The 20,085-nt window shown below is 37.4% G+C and carries 19 protein-coding genes; all 19 read left to right on the top strand.

Annotated elements, in window-relative coordinates:
- Positions 1 to 51: 51 nt before the first annotated feature.
- The 19 genes from ATS75_RS10580 to ATS75_RS10480 all read left to right on the top strand — a co-directional run bounded on the left by ATS75_RS10580 (position 52) and on the right by ATS75_RS10480 (position 20,085).
- Positions 52 to 501, top strand: a complete 450-nt coding sequence (locus tag ATS75_RS10580) for an adenylyltransferase/cytidyltransferase family protein (protein ID WP_082665459.1) — start codon at positions 52 to 54, stop codon at positions 499 to 501.
- Positions 498 to 1,097 (top strand): SDR family oxidoreductase, encoded by a 600-nt coding sequence (locus ATS75_RS10575; protein ID WP_058560418.1) that lies wholly within the window; start codon positions 498 to 500, stop codon positions 1,095 to 1,097. The genes ATS75_RS10580 and ATS75_RS10575 overlap by 4 nt, the downstream gene beginning before the upstream one ends.
- A gap of 306 nt (positions 1,098 to 1,403) precedes the next feature.
- Positions 1,404 to 1,892 carry a transcription/translation regulatory transformer protein RfaH gene (gene rfaH, locus ATS75_RS10570; RefSeq protein ID WP_058560417.1) on the top strand — a complete coding sequence of 163 codons (489 nt, stop codon included), beginning with the start codon at positions 1,404 to 1,406 and terminating at the stop codon, positions 1,890 to 1,892.
- A gap of 1,149 nt (positions 1,893 to 3,041) precedes the next feature.
- Positions 3,042 to 4,208 carry a nucleotide sugar dehydrogenase gene (locus ATS75_RS10555; protein WP_058560414.1) on the top strand — a complete coding sequence of 389 codons (1,167 nt, stop codon included), beginning with the start codon at positions 3,042 to 3,044 and terminating at the stop codon, positions 4,206 to 4,208.
- Between the two features lie 232 nt (positions 4,209 to 4,440).
- A complete protein-coding gene (locus tag ATS75_RS10550; protein ID WP_058560413.1) occupies positions 4,441 to 5,559 on the top strand; it encodes a polysaccharide export protein in 1,119 nt (372 codons plus the stop codon).
- 8 nt (positions 5,560 to 5,567) lie between these two features.
- Complete coding sequence (locus ATS75_RS10545) at positions 5,568 to 6,002, top strand: low molecular weight protein-tyrosine-phosphatase (RefSeq protein WP_058560412.1); 435 nt, start codon at positions 5,568 to 5,570, stop codon at positions 6,000 to 6,002.
- Between the two features lie 14 nt (positions 6,003 to 6,016).
- Complete coding sequence (locus tag ATS75_RS10540; RefSeq protein ID WP_058560411.1) at positions 6,017 to 8,257, top strand: polysaccharide biosynthesis tyrosine autokinase; 2,241 nt, start codon at positions 6,017 to 6,019, stop codon at positions 8,255 to 8,257.
- A 54-nt stretch (positions 8,258 to 8,311) separates the two neighbouring features.
- Positions 8,312 to 9,502, top strand: a complete 1,191-nt coding sequence (locus ATS75_RS10535) for a UDP-N-acetylglucosamine 4,6-dehydratase (RefSeq protein ID WP_058560410.1) — start codon at positions 8,312 to 8,314, stop codon at positions 9,500 to 9,502.
- A 15-nt stretch (positions 9,503 to 9,517) separates the two neighbouring features.
- Positions 9,518 to 10,672, top strand: coding sequence for a LegC family aminotransferase (locus ATS75_RS10530; RefSeq protein ID WP_058560409.1), 1,155 nt, complete (start codon positions 9,518 to 9,520; stop codon positions 10,670 to 10,672).
- A gap of 4 nt (positions 10,673 to 10,676) precedes the next feature.
- Entirely contained in the window at positions 10,677 to 11,825 is a 1,149-nt protein-coding gene (gene neuC / locus ATS75_RS10525; RefSeq protein WP_058560408.1) for a UDP-N-acetylglucosamine 2-epimerase, read from the top strand.
- 7 nt (positions 11,826 to 11,832) lie between these two features.
- A complete protein-coding gene (gene neuB / locus ATS75_RS10520) occupies positions 11,833 to 12,903 on the top strand; it encodes an N-acetylneuraminate synthase (protein WP_058560407.1) in 1,071 nt (356 codons plus the stop codon).
- A complete protein-coding gene (locus ATS75_RS10515) occupies positions 12,896 to 13,543 on the top strand; it encodes a NeuD/PglB/VioB family sugar acetyltransferase (RefSeq protein ID WP_058560406.1) in 648 nt (215 codons plus the stop codon). Before neuB ends, ATS75_RS10515 begins: the two co-directional genes overlap by 8 nt.
- 2 nt (positions 13,544 to 13,545) lie before the next feature.
- Positions 13,546 to 14,598 carry a nucleotidyltransferase family protein gene (locus ATS75_RS10510; RefSeq protein WP_058560405.1) on the top strand — a complete coding sequence of 351 codons (1,053 nt, stop codon included), beginning with the start codon at positions 13,546 to 13,548 and terminating at the stop codon, positions 14,596 to 14,598.
- Positions 14,599 to 14,634: 36 nt separating this feature from the next.
- Positions 14,635 to 15,405 (top strand): aldolase/citrate lyase family protein, encoded by a 771-nt coding sequence (locus tag ATS75_RS10505; protein ID WP_058560521.1) that lies wholly within the window; start codon positions 14,635 to 14,637, stop codon positions 15,403 to 15,405.
- 16 nt (positions 15,406 to 15,421) lie between these two features.
- Positions 15,422 to 16,492, top strand: coding sequence for a glycosyltransferase (locus ATS75_RS10500; RefSeq protein WP_058560404.1), 1,071 nt, complete (start codon positions 15,422 to 15,424; stop codon positions 16,490 to 16,492).
- Positions 16,482 to 17,030 (top strand): hypothetical protein, encoded by a 549-nt coding sequence (locus ATS75_RS10495; protein ID WP_161936895.1) that lies wholly within the window; start codon positions 16,482 to 16,484, stop codon positions 17,028 to 17,030. Before ATS75_RS10500 ends, ATS75_RS10495 begins: the two co-directional genes overlap by 11 nt.
- 7 nt (positions 17,031 to 17,037) lie before the next feature.
- Complete coding sequence (locus ATS75_RS10490; protein WP_058560402.1) at positions 17,038 to 17,760, top strand: cytidylyltransferase domain-containing protein; 723 nt, start codon at positions 17,038 to 17,040, stop codon at positions 17,758 to 17,760.
- Positions 17,747 to 18,835 (top strand): O-antigen ligase family protein, encoded by a 1,089-nt coding sequence (locus tag ATS75_RS10485; RefSeq protein WP_058560401.1) that lies wholly within the window; start codon positions 17,747 to 17,749, stop codon positions 18,833 to 18,835. Before ATS75_RS10490 ends, ATS75_RS10485 begins: the two co-directional genes overlap by 14 nt.
- Positions 18,832 to 20,085, top strand: a complete 1,254-nt coding sequence (locus ATS75_RS10480) for a hypothetical protein (RefSeq protein WP_152996215.1) — start codon at positions 18,832 to 18,834, stop codon at positions 20,083 to 20,085. The genes ATS75_RS10485 and ATS75_RS10480 overlap by 4 nt, the downstream gene beginning before the upstream one ends.

Genomic DNA, 20,085 nt, shown 5'->3' with positions numbered 1-20,085 from the left:
AATTAATCGTGCAGTATTAAAAGTACTAAAAATTTTATAGGTCTAAATTTGATGAAAAATAAAGTTGTATATGTATCAGGTACTTTTGACCTGTTTCACAGTAATCATTTAAAAATGATCAACTATGGCCGTGGCTTAGGTGATACATTAATTGTAGGCGTAAGCACCGATGAGCTAGTGTGCTCATATAAAAAACCACCTGCAGTGCCATTTGAAGAACGCATAGCCATTGTTGAAGGGTTAAGAGATCCAGATGTCGTGATCCCACAGCGAACACTTGATCATAATGAAACGGTTGAAAACTTAAATATCGATATTTTTGTAATTGGCGATGATTGGAAAGGAAAGTACGATTACCTTAAAGATCAAGGTGTACAGGTTTTTTACTTCCCATACGGCGCAGGTGTTAGCTCTACAAATTTAAAAAAGAAAATCTACGATCAGTACAAAAAATTGATTGAACCAAGTGATGTTCACCCAATACCGGAACCTAAAAAATGAATGTGTTAGTAACGGGTGGCCAAGGCGATCTGGCTAAATATATTACTACCACATTAATTGAGTTGGGCCATACTGTAGATGCACCCTCAAGGCATGAGCTGGATGTTTCTTCAGTTGACTCTGTAACAACATTCTTTGAGGCTAAACATTACGATGTGGTAGTGAATGCTGCGGGTACGCTTTACTCAAGCTTAGTTGCTGACTCAGACCCATTGCTTTGGGTCAAAGACATTGAAGTTAACTTAATTGGCAGTTACTTAATATGCCGAGCCGCAGTTAAAGCGAATAAATCAGTAAAATTGATAAATGTTGCATCAACCGCTGCATTTAATAGCTACAAAGACTGGACATCATACTGCGCTGCTAAGGCGGGAGTAGTAACTCTATCAAAAGGGCTTTATAAAGATAGCTATAGCGTTACTGTATTGTGCCCCGGAGCGATAGAAACCAAATTACGTAATGGTTTGACAATCGATAACCCAAATGTAATGACTATAGCAGAAGGTGCTGCTCCGATATTAGATGCCGTAATTAATGATCAAAATGGCAAGCTCGTGTTTTATAGAAAAAATGAATACCGAGAAGAAGAATTATAAAATGGTTTGCTGCGTTGCTACTTAAGCTTAGTGATGCAGCAATATCTATTTTGACATTAATTAATCGCTATTCGCCACCTCCCTCATATTCAGTACAGTACGTATTACGTTTAAAATCAAATGTAAATTTAGACCCACCCTATTTAAAACGCGTTGATTTAAAATGACTTAATATGTCTCTATTTTAACGTGAAAAGTTTTAATGGGGTTTTTTATAGACAGCTATTAATGCAGTGCGTATAATCCCCAAGCTTACATTTCAGGTTGAAGTGCGTAAGTAAAGAAGTCAGTATTTTAGGGATTGATATGGATAGTTGGTACTTATTATTTTGCAAACCGCGCCAAGAAGAGCGTGCAAAAATTAATTTACAAAACCAAGGGATTGAAGCATTTTTTCCGCTATTAAAAACTGAAAAGCTCATAAAAGGCCGTCGTACTTTTAAAGAATCAGCGTTATTTCCTAATTATCTTTTTGTTCGTTTAAATTCACAAAACTGTAACTTTTCTGCGATAAAAAATACCCGCGGAGTCAGTGGTTTTGTGTCATATGGCGCATCATATCAAATTGTACCTGAGCAATTAATTAATACATTACAAAACGTTAAGCCTAACTTAGAGGCAAGCGACCTGCCAAATGCAGGAGATTTAGTGTACCTAAATAACGGCTCATTTAAAGACGTACAAGCCATATTTAAAGAACCAGACGGCGACATGCGCAGCATATTACTTGTGAATTTACTCAATAAAAAAATAGAAATCACAGTAGAAAATAACGACATAAGAAAAGTAGGTTAAAGGCGAAAAGTAAAAGGTACTAGGTTCTAGGGAAGAGACTAGGAGCTAGGGAAGTGAAAAACCTAGCCGAAAGTGTTTTGTAGGCGAGTGGCTTGCCACCGCGAAAATGAATTAAAGATTTACCGCAGAGAGCACAGAGGGAATAATATTGATTCATTCTTTTCTCGGTGCAGCGAAGTGCCCTCGGCGGTAAAAAAGATGGTTATGATTAGTTTATTTAGCTCGCTGCTCGTTGCACAAAGCCCGCAGCCGTTTTTAAACTTATTAACCTAGAACCTAGAACCTAGAACCTAGAACCTAGAACCTAGAACCTAGAACCTAGAACCTAGAACCTAGAACCTAGAACCTAGAACCTAGAACCTAGAACCTAGAACCTAATATTTGACCAGACCGTAGGAACTGCAACCTAGGGGCGGAAGCGTGCCCGAAGGGCTAGACAAGCAAATAGTTTTGCTTTCAAGCTGGAGCGAGAGGAGCTCTGCGACGAACTGGAACGTGGAGCGTGCCCGAAGGGCTAGACAAGCAAATAGTTTTGCTTTCAAGCTGGAGCGAGAGGAGCTCTGCGACGAACTGGAACGTGGAGCGTGCCCGAAGGGCTAGACAAGCAAATAGTTTTGCTTTCAAGCTGGAGCGAGAGGAGCTCTGCGACGAACTGGAACGTGGAGCGTGCCCGAAGGGCTAGATAAGCAAATAGTTTTGCTTTCAAGCTGGAGCGAGAGGAGCTCTGCGACGAACTGGAACGTGAAGCGTGCCCGAAGGGCTAGATAAGCAAATAGTTTTGCTTTCAAGCTGGAGCGAGAGGAGCTCTGCGACGAACTGGAACGTGGAGCGTGCCCGAAGGGCTAGGCAAGAAAATAGTTTTGCTTTCAAGCTGGAGCGAGAAGAGCTCTGCGACGAACTGGAACGTGAAGCGTGCCCGAAGGGCTAGACAAGCAAAGTTACTTTGTAGGCGAGTGGCTTGCTACCGCGAAAAGATTTTAAATGCCTTGCCACTGAGACAGTAAAAAAGCAGCTACTCATGGAGCAGCCTAAAGCGTGCTTTCAAGCGTGATAAATAATACAATAACCACAAGTGAATAAAGTTTTTATTACAGTTAAGTGTGGCTATCTTAATGTGTAACAAAGTTAGATAAATTCAAGGTATCGAAGATGAAAATAGCGGTTGTTGGTACAGGTTATGTGGGTCTTTCAAATGCTCTATTGTTATCACAAAACAATAATGTAATTGCATTGGATATTGATGAACAAAAAGTAGCATTGTTAAAAAATAGGCAATCGCCAATTGCAGACGTTGAAATAACTCATTTTTTAAATAATGAAAACCTTGATTTTACTGCAACCACAGACAAAACACTTGCGCTTACAGCTGCAGACTACGTGATTATAGCTACGCCAACTGATTATGACCCGGAAACAAATTATTTTAATACGCAATCAGTTGAGGCAGTAATTGCAGATGTGTTAGCAATAAACCCGACAACGACCATTGTCATTAAATCAACAGTGCCAGTAGGGTATACTGAATCAGTTAAAGAAAAATTTTCGACAGATAATATTATTTTTTCGCCTGAATTTTTGCGTGAAGGTAAAGCATTATACGACAATTTGCACCCGTCACGTATTATTGTGGGTGAACAAAGCGAACGTGCAAAAATATTTGCCAGCTTGTTAGCACAAGGCGCACTTAAAACAAATATAGATGTGCTGTTCACAGACTCCACAGAAGCGGAAGCAATAAAGCTTTTTTCAAATACTTATTTGGCAATGCGTGTTGCGTACTTTAATGAACTTGATAGCTATGCTGAAAGCCATGGCTTAAATGCAAAGCAAATTATCCAGGGAGTAGGGTTAGACCCACGTATTGGCAATCATTACAATAATCCTTCATTTGGTTATGGCGGCTATTGTTTACCAAAAGATACAAAGCAGCTTTTAGCAAATTATAAAAACGTCCCTAACAATATGATTGCTGCAATTGTAGATGCAAATATGACGCGCAAAGACTTTATTGCAGACTCAATTATTAAGCGTAACCCCAAGGTGGTTGGTGTATACCGCTTGGTAATGAAAACTGGCTCTGATAATTTTAGAGCGTCTGCAATTCAAGGGATCATGAAACGAATAAAAGCCAAAGGCATTGAAGTTGTTGTTTATGAACCCGCATTAAAAGAAACGCAATTTTATAATTCTAGCGTAATTAACGATATAAATGAGTTTAAAAAAATCGCCGATGTAGTGGTGTCGAATCGAATGGTCGATGAGTTAAACGATGTTGTTGAAAAAGTGTATACACGAGATTTATTCGGCAGTGATTAGGCGTTTGAATTGTGCTCAATATGACTAAACGAGATAGAATAACGACTATTCTATTAAGTTGAGATGGCTTTTAACTAATTTTACAAAATAATTACTCACCTGCTCGTTTACTATACAACCAACCTTGCACAGTAAACGGAGCCATGCTTTAATTAGCCAGCAAAAAAATAACAGCGAATTTCAAATAACTAAGCTGAAAGTTTTAGAATTTTATAATATTTGGGAATAAACAATGGCGCTAAGCTGTAAAACACTTGTAGCATCACTTACCTTGCTCACAATGACAGGGTGTACAATCATCCCCGGTAGCCATTTCGAAGGAATCGAAGCGGGTGAACAAACTAAAAACCTTGAACAAGATCTTGAAAAGGTTAATATCCAAATCATTGACTCTGTTTTAATTAACAAAAAAAAGCAGGCTCAAACAAAAAGTGCACCACGCTCAAGCTACAACGGCTTAAATACCAGTGATTACCAATACAAACTGGGTGTAGGTGATGTGCTCACCATTGGTGTATGGGATCACCCTGAGTTAACAATCCCCGCTGCAGTGCAGCGTACTGCAGAGTTTGACGGTTTCCGTGTGCAAGCCGATGGCACAGTTACCTATGCCTACGCGCCAAATATACAGGCGGCAGGTAAAACGGTTCAACAACTTCATAGCGAGCTGGTAAGGCGATTAAGCCGTGTAATAGAAGACCCGCAAATTGATGTGAAAATAGTTGGTTTTAGAAGTCAAAAAGCCTATGTAACAGGTGAAGTAACTAAACCTGGCGTTTACCCTGTAACCGAAATACCACTAACATTAGTAGATGCATTAAACCAAGCAGGTGGCTTAACCGAGGCTGCAGATTGGCGCACGGTAACGTTTACCAGAGGTAATAAAACAGAAGTCATCAAGCTTGATGATTTCTATGCGCGCGGTGATATTTCACAAAATCGCTTATTACAACACGGCGATATTGTGCATGTAAACCGCAACGACTTACAAAATGTATTTGTATTGGGCGATGTAAAAAAAGCCGGCTCAGTTGAAGTTAACCGTTATGGTTTAAACCTAGCAGAAGCACTCGCAAACTCTGGTGGCTTAAACGAAAATACCGCAGATGCCAACGGAGTGTTTGTATTGCGTAAGCGTGATTTAGAACGAGATGGTGTTATTGCTGATGTATACCAACTTCACGCAAAGAATGTGGCTGCATTAGTGCTGGCAGAGCAATTTGAATTACAACCGCATGATATTGTTTATGTAACGTCTGCACCACTTGCACGTTGGAACCGCGTAATAAGCTTATTATTACCTTCTATCGCAACAGTTGATTCAATTGACGATTTAGCCGCGACTAAATAAGGGTTACTATGTTTGATTCAATTTTAGTGGTGTGCGCAGGGAATATTTGCCGCAGCCCAACGGCCGAGTATGTACTTAAAAGTAAGCTTGAAGGCAAAGGTATAAGGGTGTCGTCAGCCGGCTTAACTGCACTTGAGGGGAAATCAGCCGATGCCACAGCAAAGCAAATTGCTGCACCCCACGGTATCAATATGGATGAACACCAAGGTCGTCAGCTTAACGCAAAACTCGTCGCGCAAAACAGTGTTATTTTAGTGATGGAGCAACGCCATTTAACGGACCTTTGCACCCGCTACCCTGAAGCGCGTGGCAAAACATTTTTGCTCGGTAAATGGTTAGGCGATAAAGAAATACCCGATCCATACAGGCAAAGTTTAGAAGCGTTTGAACACGTTTACGAATTAATCGATAGCGCGTGTAGCGCTTGGCAAAAGTATTTATAAGGATAGGCTAGTACATGAATGCTCAGCCCACTGCGATAGCAGCAAATAAGCAAAATCGAACAAACGAACAATCCCCAAGCCAAGAAATTGATTTAATGGCGTTACTCGGCGCATTGCTTGACCGTAAATTTTTCATAGTCGCACTCACCGCTTTGTTTATGTTTATAGGCGTGGTGTATGCGGTGTTATCAACCCCTATATATCAAGCTACGGCGATGATACAGGTTGAAGAAAGTGGCGGCTCAGTGCCAGGCTTTGATGATATGGCTGGCATGTTCGAAAGCACATCTGCCGCAGTGACAGAGATTGAACTTTTAAAATCACGCTCAATAATAGGCGAGGCGGTTGATACGCTAAAGCTAGATATTACAGTGGAACCGAAACTATATCCGTTTATTGGCGGTCGCGCATTCCGTAAATTTACGCCAATGAACGAGGGGGATTTAGCAGAGCCTAGCTTTGGTGCAACTTCGTATGCATGGGGCGGCGAGAGTGTTGATGTATTTAGATTTGATGTACCAAAATCAGCCGTTGGGGTTGAGTTTACGCTGGTAGCGCAGGAGAATAATAGTGTTGCGCTTGTAAGTGACGATGGCGAACAAATATTAGCGGGCAAAGTAGGGCAAGAGTTAACAAACGGTAAGTTCAGCTTAACGATACGCTCTATTAATGCCCGTGCGGGCTCTGAGTTTATAATTACCCGTAAAGACAGACTAAATACAATTTTAGATTTACAAGCATCGATTGGTGCCAGCGAAAAGGGTAAAGACTCTGGGATTATAAACTTAAGCTTGCAAAGTGCAATACCTAGCTATGCAGAGAAAGTACTTGATAAAGTAGCGGCTATTTATGTACGCCGTAATGTTGAGCGTAATAGTGCAGAGGCTAAAAAGTCGCTCGACTTTTTAGAGGTACAGCTCCCTGAAATTAAAAAACAGCTGGAATACGCTGAAGAACGTTTTAACGAGTACCAAATAAAACGCCAATCAATCAATATCACCCTAGAAACCCAAGGTGTACTTGAGCAAGTCGTCGAGCTTGAAACTAAACTGCAAGAGCTTGAACTTAAACGCCTTGAAATGAGCCGAAAATTTAAAGAAAGCCACCCAACTTACCAAGGCGTACTTGAGCAAATTGAAGCAGTTGAAAAGCAAAAGCAAAGGCTAGTAGGCGAGGTAGGTAACTTACCTGAAACACAGCAAGAGCTACTACGTTTAAAGCGTGACGTTGAAGTAAGTAATGAAATTTACACATTACTTTTAGCTAAAACGCAAGAGCTTGATATTGTGCGTGCAGGTACTGTAGGAAATGTACGCATAATTGACTACGCAGAGGTAAATACCTCAAAACCAGTTAAACCTAAAAAAGCATTAATAGTGATAATGGCAACCATGTTAGGCGGCATGTTAGCAGTAGCGATTGTGTTAGTACAAAAAGCCATGCATAAGGGCGTAGAAGACGCGAACGAAATTGAGGCAATCGGCTTACCTGTATATGCCAGTGTGCCGTACTCAGATTACCAAGATAAACTCACTGGCTTTAGTAAAGCCCGTAAAGCTAAAAGTAAGCCTAAATCAATACTCGCACTCGATAATCCCGCTGATTTATCAATAGAGGCCCTTCGTAGTTTACGCACTAGCCTACACTTTGCGATGATGGAAGCAAAAAATAATTTAATTGCTATATCAGGCCCAAGCCCAGGCGTAGGTAAATCATTTATATCAGTTAACTTAGCCTCAGTACTCGCGCAAAGTGGTAAAAAGGTGTTGATTATCGATGCCGATATGCGTAAAGGTTATTTGCAAACTCAATTTGGCATAAAGTGGGATAATGGCCTAAGTGATTATTTATCAGGCCGTTTAAACTTAGCTCAAGTGACTAAGCCAACGCAAGTTGAAGGATTAAGTGTAATTACTCGTGGCCAAATACCGCCAAATCCGTCAGAGCTACTAATGCACTCTAATTTTAGTAAGTTGGTTGAAGAGGTAAGCGCTGAGTACGACTTGGTAATCATAGATACGCCACCTATTTTAGCAGTAACAGACCCGGCTATCGTCAGCGCGCATACGGGTACTACATTATTGGTAACACGCTTTGGCCAAAACCATATTAAAGAGATAGAGCTAACAAGAGCCCGCTTTGAGCAAAACGGCACCGACGTAAAAGGCGTAGTATTTAACGGCGTAGTTAAAAAAGCCAGCAATGCTTATGGTTATTACGGTTACTACAACTACGAATATAAATCGGATAAGTAATATTCAAATATTCTTTTTAGTCTATACGGCACTACATGTAATTAAGGAATTAGAGTGAGTAATATAATCTCATTAATAGGTCGCACAAAAGAACTTTTTATTCAAGACATTGAAACATCAAACGAAAAGCTTAAAGAGATAGTTTCAAACTCAAGTTTTCTAGTTTTGGGTGGTGCAGGCTCAATTGGTCAGGCTGTAACGAAAGAAATTTTTAAACGTAATCCTAAAAAACTACATGTTGTTGATATAAGTGAAAACAACATGGTTGAATTGGTTCGTGATATTCGCAGTTCTTTTGGCTACATCGAAGGGGATTTTCAAACATTTGCTTTAGATATTGGTTCTATTGAATATGATGCATTCATACAATCTGATGGGCAGTATGATTACGTATTAAACTTATCAGCACTTAAACATGTCCGCAGTGAAAAAGATCCATTTACATTAATGCGTATGATCGACGTGAATGTCTTTAATACAGACAAAACCATTCAGCAATCAATCGAATGTGGTGCAAAAAAATATTTTTGCGTATCTACTGATAAAGCCGCCAACCCCGTTAATATGATGGGTGCTTCAAAGCGCATTATGGAAATGTTTTTAATGCGCAAAAGCGAAAAAATCGCTATTTCAACAGCTCGTTTTGCCAACGTTGCTTTTTCTGATGGGTCGCTTTTGCATGGCTTTAATCAACGCATTCAAAAGAAACAGCCTATCGTCGCACCTAGTGACATTAAACGTTATTTTGTTACTCCCCAGGAGTCGGGAGAGTTATGTTTGATGTCGTGTATTTTTGGTGATAACCGAGATATTTTCTTCCCTAAATTAAGTGAGGCATTGCACCTAATTACATTTGCTGATATTGCAGTTAAATACCTCAATGAGCGAGGTTTTGAACCGTATTTATGCAAAACAGAAGATGAAGCGCGTGAGTTAGTTAAGACTCTGCCTTCACAAGGTAAGTGGCCATGCCTCTTCACTGAAAGTGACACAACGGGTGAAAAAGATTTTGAAGAATTTTTTACCGATAGTGAAGAGTTAGATATGACGCGTTTTGAGAATCTAGGTATTATCAAAAATACGCCTGAGTTTGACCAAAAGTTATTAAACGAATTTGAAAGTGAAATCGCTTTAATGAAAAGCAGTAAATCGTGGACTAAAGAGCAAATGGTGAAACTTTTCTTTAAAATGATACCAGGGTTTGGCCATAAAGAAACGGGTAAATATCTTGATGGGAAAATGTAAGCGGGAGTCGCTACTATGACTAAGCAATTTGTTTCTTTTATTAAAGACCTATATCAAACTGATGAATTTATTCCATTACATGCGCCTACGTTTGCGGGTAATGAACAGCAATATGTAGCAGAGACAATCAATAGTACATTTGTATCAAGTGTTGGTAAGTTTGTTGATGACTTTGAGAATCATATAGAGGCTTACACAGGTACAGTCAATGCTGTTGCAACTGTTAATGGTACTGCAGCATTGCATGCAGCACTATATATGGCTGGGGTTAAAGCAAATGATATAGTAATAACCCAAGCGCTTACATTTGTAGCTACTTGTAATGCATTACATCATATGGGGGCACAGCCTGCATTTGTGGATGTTTCACCTATTAGTTTAGGGTTGTGTCCGAAGGCTTTAGAATTATTTTTAGATGAGTACGCCGTTTTAACAGAAACTGGACCGGTTCATAAGACTACAAAGCAGCGTATTAAAGCAGTTGTTCCTATGCACACGTTCGGTCACCCCGTTGAACTCCATGAGCTTATAGCTGTATGTTCAAAGTGGAAAGTTAGTTTAATTGAAGATGCAGCTGAGAGTTTGGGTTCTTTTTATAAAGGACAGCACACCGGTACATTTGGTGATTATGGCGCTATTAGCTTTAACGGCAACAAGGTTATTACCACTGGTGGTGGTGGAATGGTGTTGTGTAAAACTTTAGATGCAGGTAAACGCACTAAGCATGTAACTACAACTGCAAAAGTCCCACACCCTTATGAGTTTTATCATGACGAAGCAGGTTTTAACTACCGGATGCCAAATTTAAATGCGGCATTAGGGTGTGCACAAATGGAAAGTTTACCTGCATTTATCGAAAATAAGCGTAAATTAGCTTTATTGTATGCAGATTTTTTCAATAACTCAGCATATAAGTTTGTTACAGAGCCGGGCTATGCCAAATCTAACTACTGGTTAAATGCAATAATTTGCCCGGATAAACAATCTCGTGAAAAACTACTAAAAAATGCCAACGACAATGGTGTGATGACTAGACCAATTTGGCAATTGATGCATCGCTTACCGATGTTTAAAAATGCATTTAGAGGTGACCTTTCATATTCTGAATTTATAGAAAGTCATTTAGTGAATATCCCAAGCTCACCGGTAAAAAGCTTAGGCGGAGTATAAATTTATGAAGGTTGCTGTTTTTACAGGCACAAGAGCTGAATATGGTTTACTCTTTTGGCTTTTAAAAGATATACAAACTGACCCAGCGATGACCTTGCAGTTGCTTGTTTCTGGTATGCACTTATCTTCAGAATTTGGTGAAACCTATAAGCAAATTGAGCACGATGGTTTTGAGATTGATGAAAAAATAGAAATTTTACTCTCCTCAGATACACCTGTTGGTACTGCTAAAAGTATGGGGTTAGGAGTACTTGGTTTTGCAGATGCATTAAATCGTTTAAAGCCCGATGCAATAGTGATTTTAGGTGATAGATTTGAAGCACTTGCAGCAGCGCAAACAGCTATGATTTTGCGCATTCCTATTCTCCATCTGCATGGCGGTGAAATAACGGAAGGTGCTTATGACGATGCAATACGCCATGCTATTACTAAGTTGAGCTATTTACACGGCACCTCCACCGAAGAATATAGGCAACGTGTAATTCAATTAGGCGAGCAACCTGAGCGTGTTCGCAATATTGGAGCTATTGGCCTTGACCACCTGAAGCGTGGTGAGTTTATGACTATAGATGAAATTGGCAACTCTTTAGGCTTTCGACTTAGTCAGCCATATTTCTTAGTCACTTATCATCCAGTTACTTTAGGTGATGAGCAGCCAGAACAAAGCTTTAATGCTCTGCTAGATGCGTTAAATGAATTTCCAGAGTATCAGATTATTTTAACTTACCCCAATGCTGATGATGGTGGTCGCCGTATAATTCCAATTCTTGAAAAATACGCGAAGCAACAGCCTGAAAGAGTTCATGCAATTCCATCACTTGGGCAAAAGCGGTATTTAAGTGCAGTTAAACATGCCGCTGTAGTAATTGGTAATTCATCAAGTGGCGTAATTGAAGTGCCGTCATTTAATGTACCAACAGTAAATATAGGCGTTAGACAAAAAGGGCGATTAGCAGCTAAAAGCGTATTGCATTGTGACGCCACAAAAACAGCAATAAATGCGTCTATAACCATTGCTCTTCAAGGTGATTATAAAACCTTAGATGAAGAAATAACGAATCCTTATGGTGCAGGTAATGCAAGTGAACAGGCAATCGCAATGCTGAAAACTCTAAACTTCGAACCAAGTAAGTCTTTCTACGATTTAAAGTGAGTACCCCATGACCTTAATTATTGCAGAAGCTGGTGTTAATCATAACGGCAGTGACGAATTAGCCTTTTCACTTGTTGATGCTGCTCATAAAGCGGGCGCAGATATCGTCAAGTTTCAAACATTTAAAGCTAAAAATTTAGTAACAGAAGATGCCCAGCAAGCTGAGTATCAAATAACAAACAGTGGACAGAAAGAATCTCAATTCTCAATGCTAAAACGACTTGAGTTAAGTTATGAATCTCATCACAAACTAGTTAAATATTGTAATGATCTGGGTATCGAGTTTTTATCAACAGCTTTTGATTCAGAAAGCCTTTCATTTTTAGTTGATGACTTAGGTATTACGCGATTAAAACTGCCATCAGGTGAGATCACTAATGCACCTTTGGTGCTCGAACATGCCAGAACGGGATGTGACCTCATTGTCTCCACAGGTATGGCTACGTTATCAGAAATAGAGCAAGTGTTATCAGTGATTGCCTTTGGCTACTTAAATCCACAGGGCACGCCAAATGATGAAACACTGCAAGCGTCATATTTTTCTGAGCAAGGTAAACTGCTATTAAAAGAAAAAGTGACCCTGTTACACTGCACGACAGAATACCCAGCGCCTTTTGGCGATATAAATCTAAATGCAATGGATACAATGAAAGACTCATTTAAATTGGCTGTTGGCTATTCAGATCACAGTGAAGGCATAATTGTACCTGTTGCTGCTGTAGCTAAGGGGGCTGTATTAATTGAAAAGCATTTTACAGTTGACAAAACCCTGCCAGGTCCTGACCATAAAGCATCATTGGATCCGCAAGAACTAAAAGCGATGGTAGATGGAATTCGTACGGTTGAAAAAGTACTGGGAGATGGCATTAAAGGGCCGCGTCCATCTGAAGTAAAAAATAAAAGCGTTGCGCGTAAAAGCCTTGTGGCGGCAAATAGCATTGCTGCAGGAGAATTGTTAAATGAAGAAAACCTTGCTGTGAAGCGCCCTGGAAATGGCATAAACCCAGTTAAGTATTGGCATTACTTAAATAAAGCAAGTAGCAAGAACTATCAAGCCGGCGACTTAATTGATGAGTAACTCTGGGTATTTAATTATAGGCGGGGGCGGGCATGCAGCGGCCCTTGCTGAAATACTAATTAAGCAACACAAATCTATATTAGGTGTTGTTGCACCGAATATTTTAGCTGGTCATGCGATTTTTGATACTGTGCAGCATTACTTACGGGATGAAGACGTATTAGCGTTTTCTACTAATGAGGTTTTATTAGTTAATGGTATTGGTGCAATGCCGCGACAAACGCTTAGAGAAAAAGTTTATACACGTTTTAGCGAATTGGGTTATACATTTGCAACAGTTATTGCAGATTCAGCATTAGTGTCAGATTATGCTGTACTGGCCAAAGGCGGCCAAATTATGAATAATGCGGTGATTAATATTGGTAGTGAAATTGGCGAAAACACCATAATAAATACCTCAGTATCAGTTGACCATGATTGTATTATTGGCGCTCATTGCCACATTGCACCAGGGACCACACTCAGTGGGCAAGTAATAGTTGAAAATAACGTTCATATTGCTACAGGTAGTAGTATTATTAATGATGTAAGCATAGGTTGTAATACTATTATTGGGGTTGGGGCTAATATTACCAAATCAATTCCAAAATACTCGATAGTGTATGGTACACATTCAATAATTAAAGGATTAGGTGAATAGAAATGTCGATTAACTGGCAAAAAGTTGTTGTTAGCCCTTCAGATTCAATTAACGATGTATTAAAAATAATAGATAAAGAAGCGCTTAGAGTTGCTTTAGTTGTAGAGGAGAATAGGCTCATTGGCATGGTCACTGATGGAGATGTGCGCAGAGGAATTTTACAAGGAGTTGAATTAGCGTCGCCAGTAAGTTCAATTATGAATGCTAATCCTGTTAGTGCAAATAAATCATTAAGTAGTAATGAATTAAAAACACTGATGCAGTCAAAAAAGATCTTGTCGTTACCAATTATTAATGATCAAGGCGAACTTGTCGGCTTAAAAACCATACATGAAACATTAACCGTAGAAAAAAGAGAAAACCCTGTATTTATTATGGCCGGAGGTTTTGGTACTCGATTACGACCTCTTACAGATAATTGCCCAAAACCAATGCTGAAAGTAGGCGGTAAGCCTATGCTTGAAACATTAATCAATAGCTTTAAAAGTCATGGTTTTTACCGATTTTATATTTCTACACACTATCTCCCAGAAGTCATAATGGATTACTTTGGTGATGGCGGTGATTTTGAAATTGAAATAACATATGTTCATGAAGACACCCCTCTAGGGACTGGTGGGGCGTTATCATTACTACCAGAAACATTACCAAAAGAGCCATTGATTATGATCAATGGCGATATTTTAACAAATGTTGATTTTGGAAAGGTAATTAGTTTTCATGAAAAGCACCGAAGTGATGCCACTATGTGTGTCCGAGATTATGAGATAAAAGTGCCATTTGGTGTAATTGAAGGACAGAGCCATGAAATAACAAGTATTATTGAAAAACCGACATATAGATTTTTCGTTAATGCTGGGATATATATTATCTCAAATGCTATTATTCAATCATTGGTTAAGAATCAATACTTGGATATTCCAGAGTTGTTTGATAAACAGCAGCGTTTAGGTTCTAAGGTATTAAAGTTCCCTATTCATGAGTATTGGTTGGACATAGGTCGTCATGATGATTTTGAAAAAGCACAAATTGATATTACTTCGCTCACCTTTTAAGGTGTAGTTTTATTTATTTAGTTAATGGGTTTCTTAATGGATTTAATGCTAATAACTAACTCACCTGTTTATGCAAAGTATGCTGAAAAGAGTGGAGTTGATATAATTTTTATAGATTTAGAGATAGATGGGAAGATTGAGCGGCAAGGCCATTTGGATACCGTTATCAGTTCACATGATATCAAAGATGTATCGCGAATAAAAAAAGTTTTAAAGAAGGCTAAAATATTAGTAAGAGTAAACCCTTACAACGAGTTTAAAACAGAGCAAGAAGTTGAAGATGCTATAAGGTTTGGCGCCGATATGATTATGTTGCCTATGTTTACAACAGTTGATGAGGTTATAGCTGTTCATAAATTAATAAATAATAGGTGCACCTTCGTTCCTCTTCTTGAGACGGTGTCTGCAGTAGAGTCTTTAGATAAAATACTCGAAGCTAATATCCTAACTGACTTACATATAGGCCTAAATGACCTACATTTAGATTATAAACTTAGGCATATGTTTGAGCTTTTTACGAACGGTACTATAGATACACTAGTTTCAAAATTAAAGTTGAAAGGTATTAACTATGGAATAGGTGGTGTTGCATCAATGAACGGAGGAGACATTGAAGGCGAGACAGTTTTGAATAAATATCTTTCAATGGGTTCAAATAGAGTTATTTTATCTCGTTCATTTCATAGATCTTACAGTGAAGAGCTACATGCTGAAATTGATAGGCTCAGACTGGTAGAAGGTAGTCATAAGGTTGAGAACTCAAGTCAATATGATAAAGAATTTAAAGCAAGCTTGGTAAAAATATAAACTTTGGAGTATTTAATTGAATATTTTGTTTTGTAGATCAGATCTAAAGCTCGCAGGCCCTGCTAAATTGATATTTGAATCTGCTAAAGCTTTGAAATTTAGAGGGCATGATGTCATTACTGTAACTGGTGGTGGGGAGTTTTCAAAGCACTTTGAAAAAACTAATATGTTACATCATTCATTACCTGAGCTGAGATTAGAAAGTAGGGGTATACTATCTACCTTTAAAGCTATTATGGTGATTAGGGGGTTATTAAAATCATATGACATCGATGTAATTCATTCATTCAATGCACATTCAGCCATAGTTTGCTTTTTAGCCGCTTTGCTCACTTTTAAAAAAATTAACATTGTAAATACAGTTCTAGGAAATGGAAAAGAAAGCATATTAAAATTTATTCCTTGCAAATATATTGCGGTCTCTACTTCTGTAAAGAATAAGCTAGTGAGCTATAATGTAAAACCTAAACGAATTGATGTGGTCTATAACTCAATAATTCCAGTGGAAAGAGTAATTGATATTAAAAAGCTTAATAATAAACATGCTCATTTTGAATTGAATCATGGGGAGAAGCTTACTTTTTGCAGTATAGCTATGTTTACTGGAAAAAAAGGTCAGGAAAGAATTATCAGCAGTTTGAGTCGATTACCAAATAATTATAACTTCGAAATCATATTTATTGGTGATGGCTTAACAAGGCAAAGTTGTGAGCAATTAGCAGAGAAGAATGGTATAAAGAATAAGTGTAAATTTGTTGGTGCGCAGGATGATGTTTATAAGTGGATAGACCTTGCTGATATTTTTATACATATGCCTGATATGGAAACTTTTGGTATGGTATTGATAGAGGCAATGGCTAGGGGTTTGCCTGTAATAGCAACTGACGTAGGAGGAATACCTGAGGTTGTTGGTCAAAATACAGGAAGGTTATTAACATTAAATCCGAATGAAACTGATTTTCTAACAGCCATAGAAGACATCAAACTTAATTATATATACATGAGTAATAAATCTCGAGAGAGAGTTTTGGAGTTATTTACGCTCGAAAAACTAACTAAAAATTATGAAAAAGCCTATGAAGTTTAGTCAACAAAAAACTCTTAAGGAGTTGCAAGGAGGGGTGTATTTAATTGGTGCTGGCAGTTATTCTCGTGTGCTAGCTGATTTTCTTCATGAGGAAGGTATAAATGTACTCGGATTATTTGATGATTTAGCTCAGCCTAGCGATAAAAATGTTGCAATGCTGCTGGGCTATACTAAAGATATAATTAATACAGTCCCAAAGGGGGCGAGTTTTATAGTTTGTATTGGTAACGGGGAAGTTCGAAAAGATTACTTTCAGCTTTTAAGTGACGCAGGTTATTATACTCCTACTTTTGTATCGAAAAGCGCTTATGTATCTCCAAATGTAAAGCTAGGATCTGGTGTTGTTATCCTAGCGAGGAGTGTAGTACTAAATAGCGCTGAGATAGGTGATGGCTGTATTTTAAATGTTTCTAGTTTAGTTGACCATGATGTCGTAGTTGGGGATTTTAGTCACATCAATGTACAATCTTGCGTGAGTAACTATGCAAGAGTCCCTCATTTCTACCAGTCCATTCCTGGTGAGATAATAAGTGAGTAGAAGATATATGCTATTACCCAAAGTGTTAGGGATAATTGGTGCTAGAGCTGGTAGTAAAAGGCTACCCAAAAAAAATGTCATGGAGTTGTGTGGTAAACCACTAATTTGCTGGAGCATTGAAGCTGCACTTGCAAGCAATGCTTTAACGCGTTTAGTAGTTTCAACTGATTGCGAAGAAATAGCAACGATTTCAAAAAAAGCAGGAGCGGAAATTCCTTATCTTAGACCGGAGAAGTTAGCAACAGACAATGCTTCATCAGTAGATTTCGTTCTAGATATAGTCAAATTTTATATAAATAAAGGAGAAGAGTTTGATTACGTGATGCTTCTTCAGCCCACTTCTCCATTGAGGAGTAAATGTGATGTATTGAATATTGTTGATTTAGCTCGTAGCCACAGTACTTTTTCTTTTTTTGTAAGTGTATGTGAGTGTGAACATTCGCCATTGTGGTCTACAACAATATGTGCCGAAGGCTCAATAAATGGCTTTATAGGTGCTAACTCAACAACCCATAGATCTCAAGATCTTGAATCATATTATCGTTTAAATGGTGCTTTGTATCTGGCAGATGTGAAAAGCCTAATTAAAGAACGAGCATTCTATGTTAAAGGTAATACCAAAGCATATATTATGCCGAAGGAGCGTTCTGTAGATATAGATGAGCTTTTCGATTTTCAATTTGCCAAATTATTAATCGAAAATAAAAAGAAAGAAAATGAAAATAAGTAATTTCAGCCTAAACTTTAAGTCACTCACACCTATTCTTTTTTTTACAACCTGGCCTCCTTTTGCATTATTTACTTTATTAGGTGGCTTTTTAATTAATCTTACTAAAACTAGTTTTATAAAGGTTTCAAAGTTATATTTAATAAGCTTTATATGCTTCTTTACTATCTTAACAATGAGCGTTTTTTCGAGTATATATAATAATGATGGTGTATTTGACGCTAAAAACTATAAGTTCTTTTTTTACATAATTGCATTAACATATGGTTTTAGTCTTTCAAAGGTAAGTTATAGATTTACGCTATTTGTCTCTTTTTTTTCATTTTGTATTTTATTAATATTGCAGTACTTACTATTTGGCTGGAGCTCTGATGTTCGTTCAAATGGTATGTTTTACCTCCCAGACCAAAATAACTCAATGATAATAATTTCTTTTTTATTTCCAGCTGTTATGAGTCTATCAAGTACTTCAATGAAGTATCTTGTAATTTTTTTGACTATTATATGTATGTTTTTTATTGGATCTAGAGCAGGTTTTGCATTGGTTGCAGCTGTTTTTACTTTTTATTCGATGAAAGAGTTTAGCTTTATAAAACGCTTCTATATTTTACTCATTTTTTCAATAGTTATTTTTTATCATGGAGTTGATCTTGAGTCGTTTGCTAAACTTTTAGAATTTAATAGTTATTCTGACCAAGTTAGATTGACTCTTTGGAAAGTGGGTTTAAATGAGTTTTTCCATAAAGAAAACCTGTTGTTTGGGATGGGCTATGAGTTTTTCGGAATATATAATCATTATCTAAATAACGAGATGAAACATGTCCATAACATATATCTTCAGGTCTTATTCACAACAGGAGTATTCGGTGGTGTTGCAATGATAATGTTCTTTCTCGCCTGGTTATATTTTTCATTTAGGCAGGGGAATATTTCTTTGTTTTTGCAGGTTATAGTTGTAATAATACTCGGTTTAGTTGAAACAGTTTATTCTGACTCAAGGGTTTTCGTTGTTATATGTTTCTTTTTGGGCTTGAGCTATAATAACTTTATGGTTAAGAATCGCCTGGAGGAGAAGTGAGTCTATTTAGATTTTTTTTGAAAGGTGTTTCGATTTCCTTTTTAGTGAAAGTGTCTGGTTTACTACGAGATGGCTTACCATTTTACTTTATAGGTATAAGTGGATTATTTGATACATATGTACATTATTTGACATTCCCAGCCATTATTACAGCATTTGCACTCCCATTTATAAATTTGTGGCTAGTTCCAATGCTATCAAAGCAAGGGGGTGTTAAAGAAGAGTCTTATATTAAGTTTTTTTTCTTTGTATCGTTAGCTTTTGCAGTGTTAAATATATTTATTTCTTTTACATCAGCGTTTTTTATTCACCAAATTAATACCATAACTATTACTTTGATATTTACATCAACTTTAATATTAATTTTTACAATATGCTCCGAGGTACTTGCTTCTAAAATTATTTCTAATGGACGGTTTTTGCACAAAATGTACTTTGGTAACATATTTGTGAATGTTCCAGTTATAATATATTTGTTATTACTTGATGCAACGGTGATTGGTTTAGCTATTATTAGCTCTCTAAGTTATGTGGTAAGGTTTATTTATTTGCTTATTTACTCAGAAATCAACTTAATAGTTGTGTGTAAATGTAGCAGTATGAAAGAGGTTTTTAAAAAAGTTAAGGGAATAGAGTTAATTGAACTAAAGAAAATGATGCTGGGGCCACTTTTTCAATCGGTTATATATTTTGGTCGTTTTTTTTGTGGCTTTCTCCCAACAGGCAGTACTTCTATATACTTCTATTCTTTAAAGTTATTTGATGCGTTTAAAGGTACGCTACTTTTTGTTGCATTAACTAAGTTTTTTTCTTTAATCCAAAAAGAAAGTTTAGATAAAGCCCTCCAATCATTTTTGAAATTTTCATGTATAAATGTTTTTGTAACTTTGCTATATGTATTATCTCTTGGGGTATTAAGTTATTTATTAGTCTTTGTAAACTTACAACAAGAGATATACTTTGAACTGGAAAATATTATCAGTTTAAGTTATGTAACTGTCCCTCTTTGTTTTTTATATCCGGGCTTGGTTTTTTATCAAAGACTGATCGTTAGTTTTAGAGATATGGAGTTTAGTTTTCGAATCTTTATGAGCCTGCCATTAACTGTGCTTTTAAGTGTAAGCTTATTGTATTTATTAGGATTGCTATCTGTAAATTATATTATATCTTCTATTTCTTTAGCTCTTGTTTTACCAAATTTATATATATATTTTATTGTTTATAAAAAATTGAAATCTCTGAGGTGTTAA

It is taken from the genome of Pseudoalteromonas sp. H105 (assembly GCF_001469215.1).
GTDB lineage: Bacteria > Pseudomonadota > Gammaproteobacteria > Enterobacterales > Alteromonadaceae > Pseudoalteromonas.
Note: the sequence above shows the minus strand (reverse complement) of the source record. Positions and strands in the feature narration are given on the sequence as shown.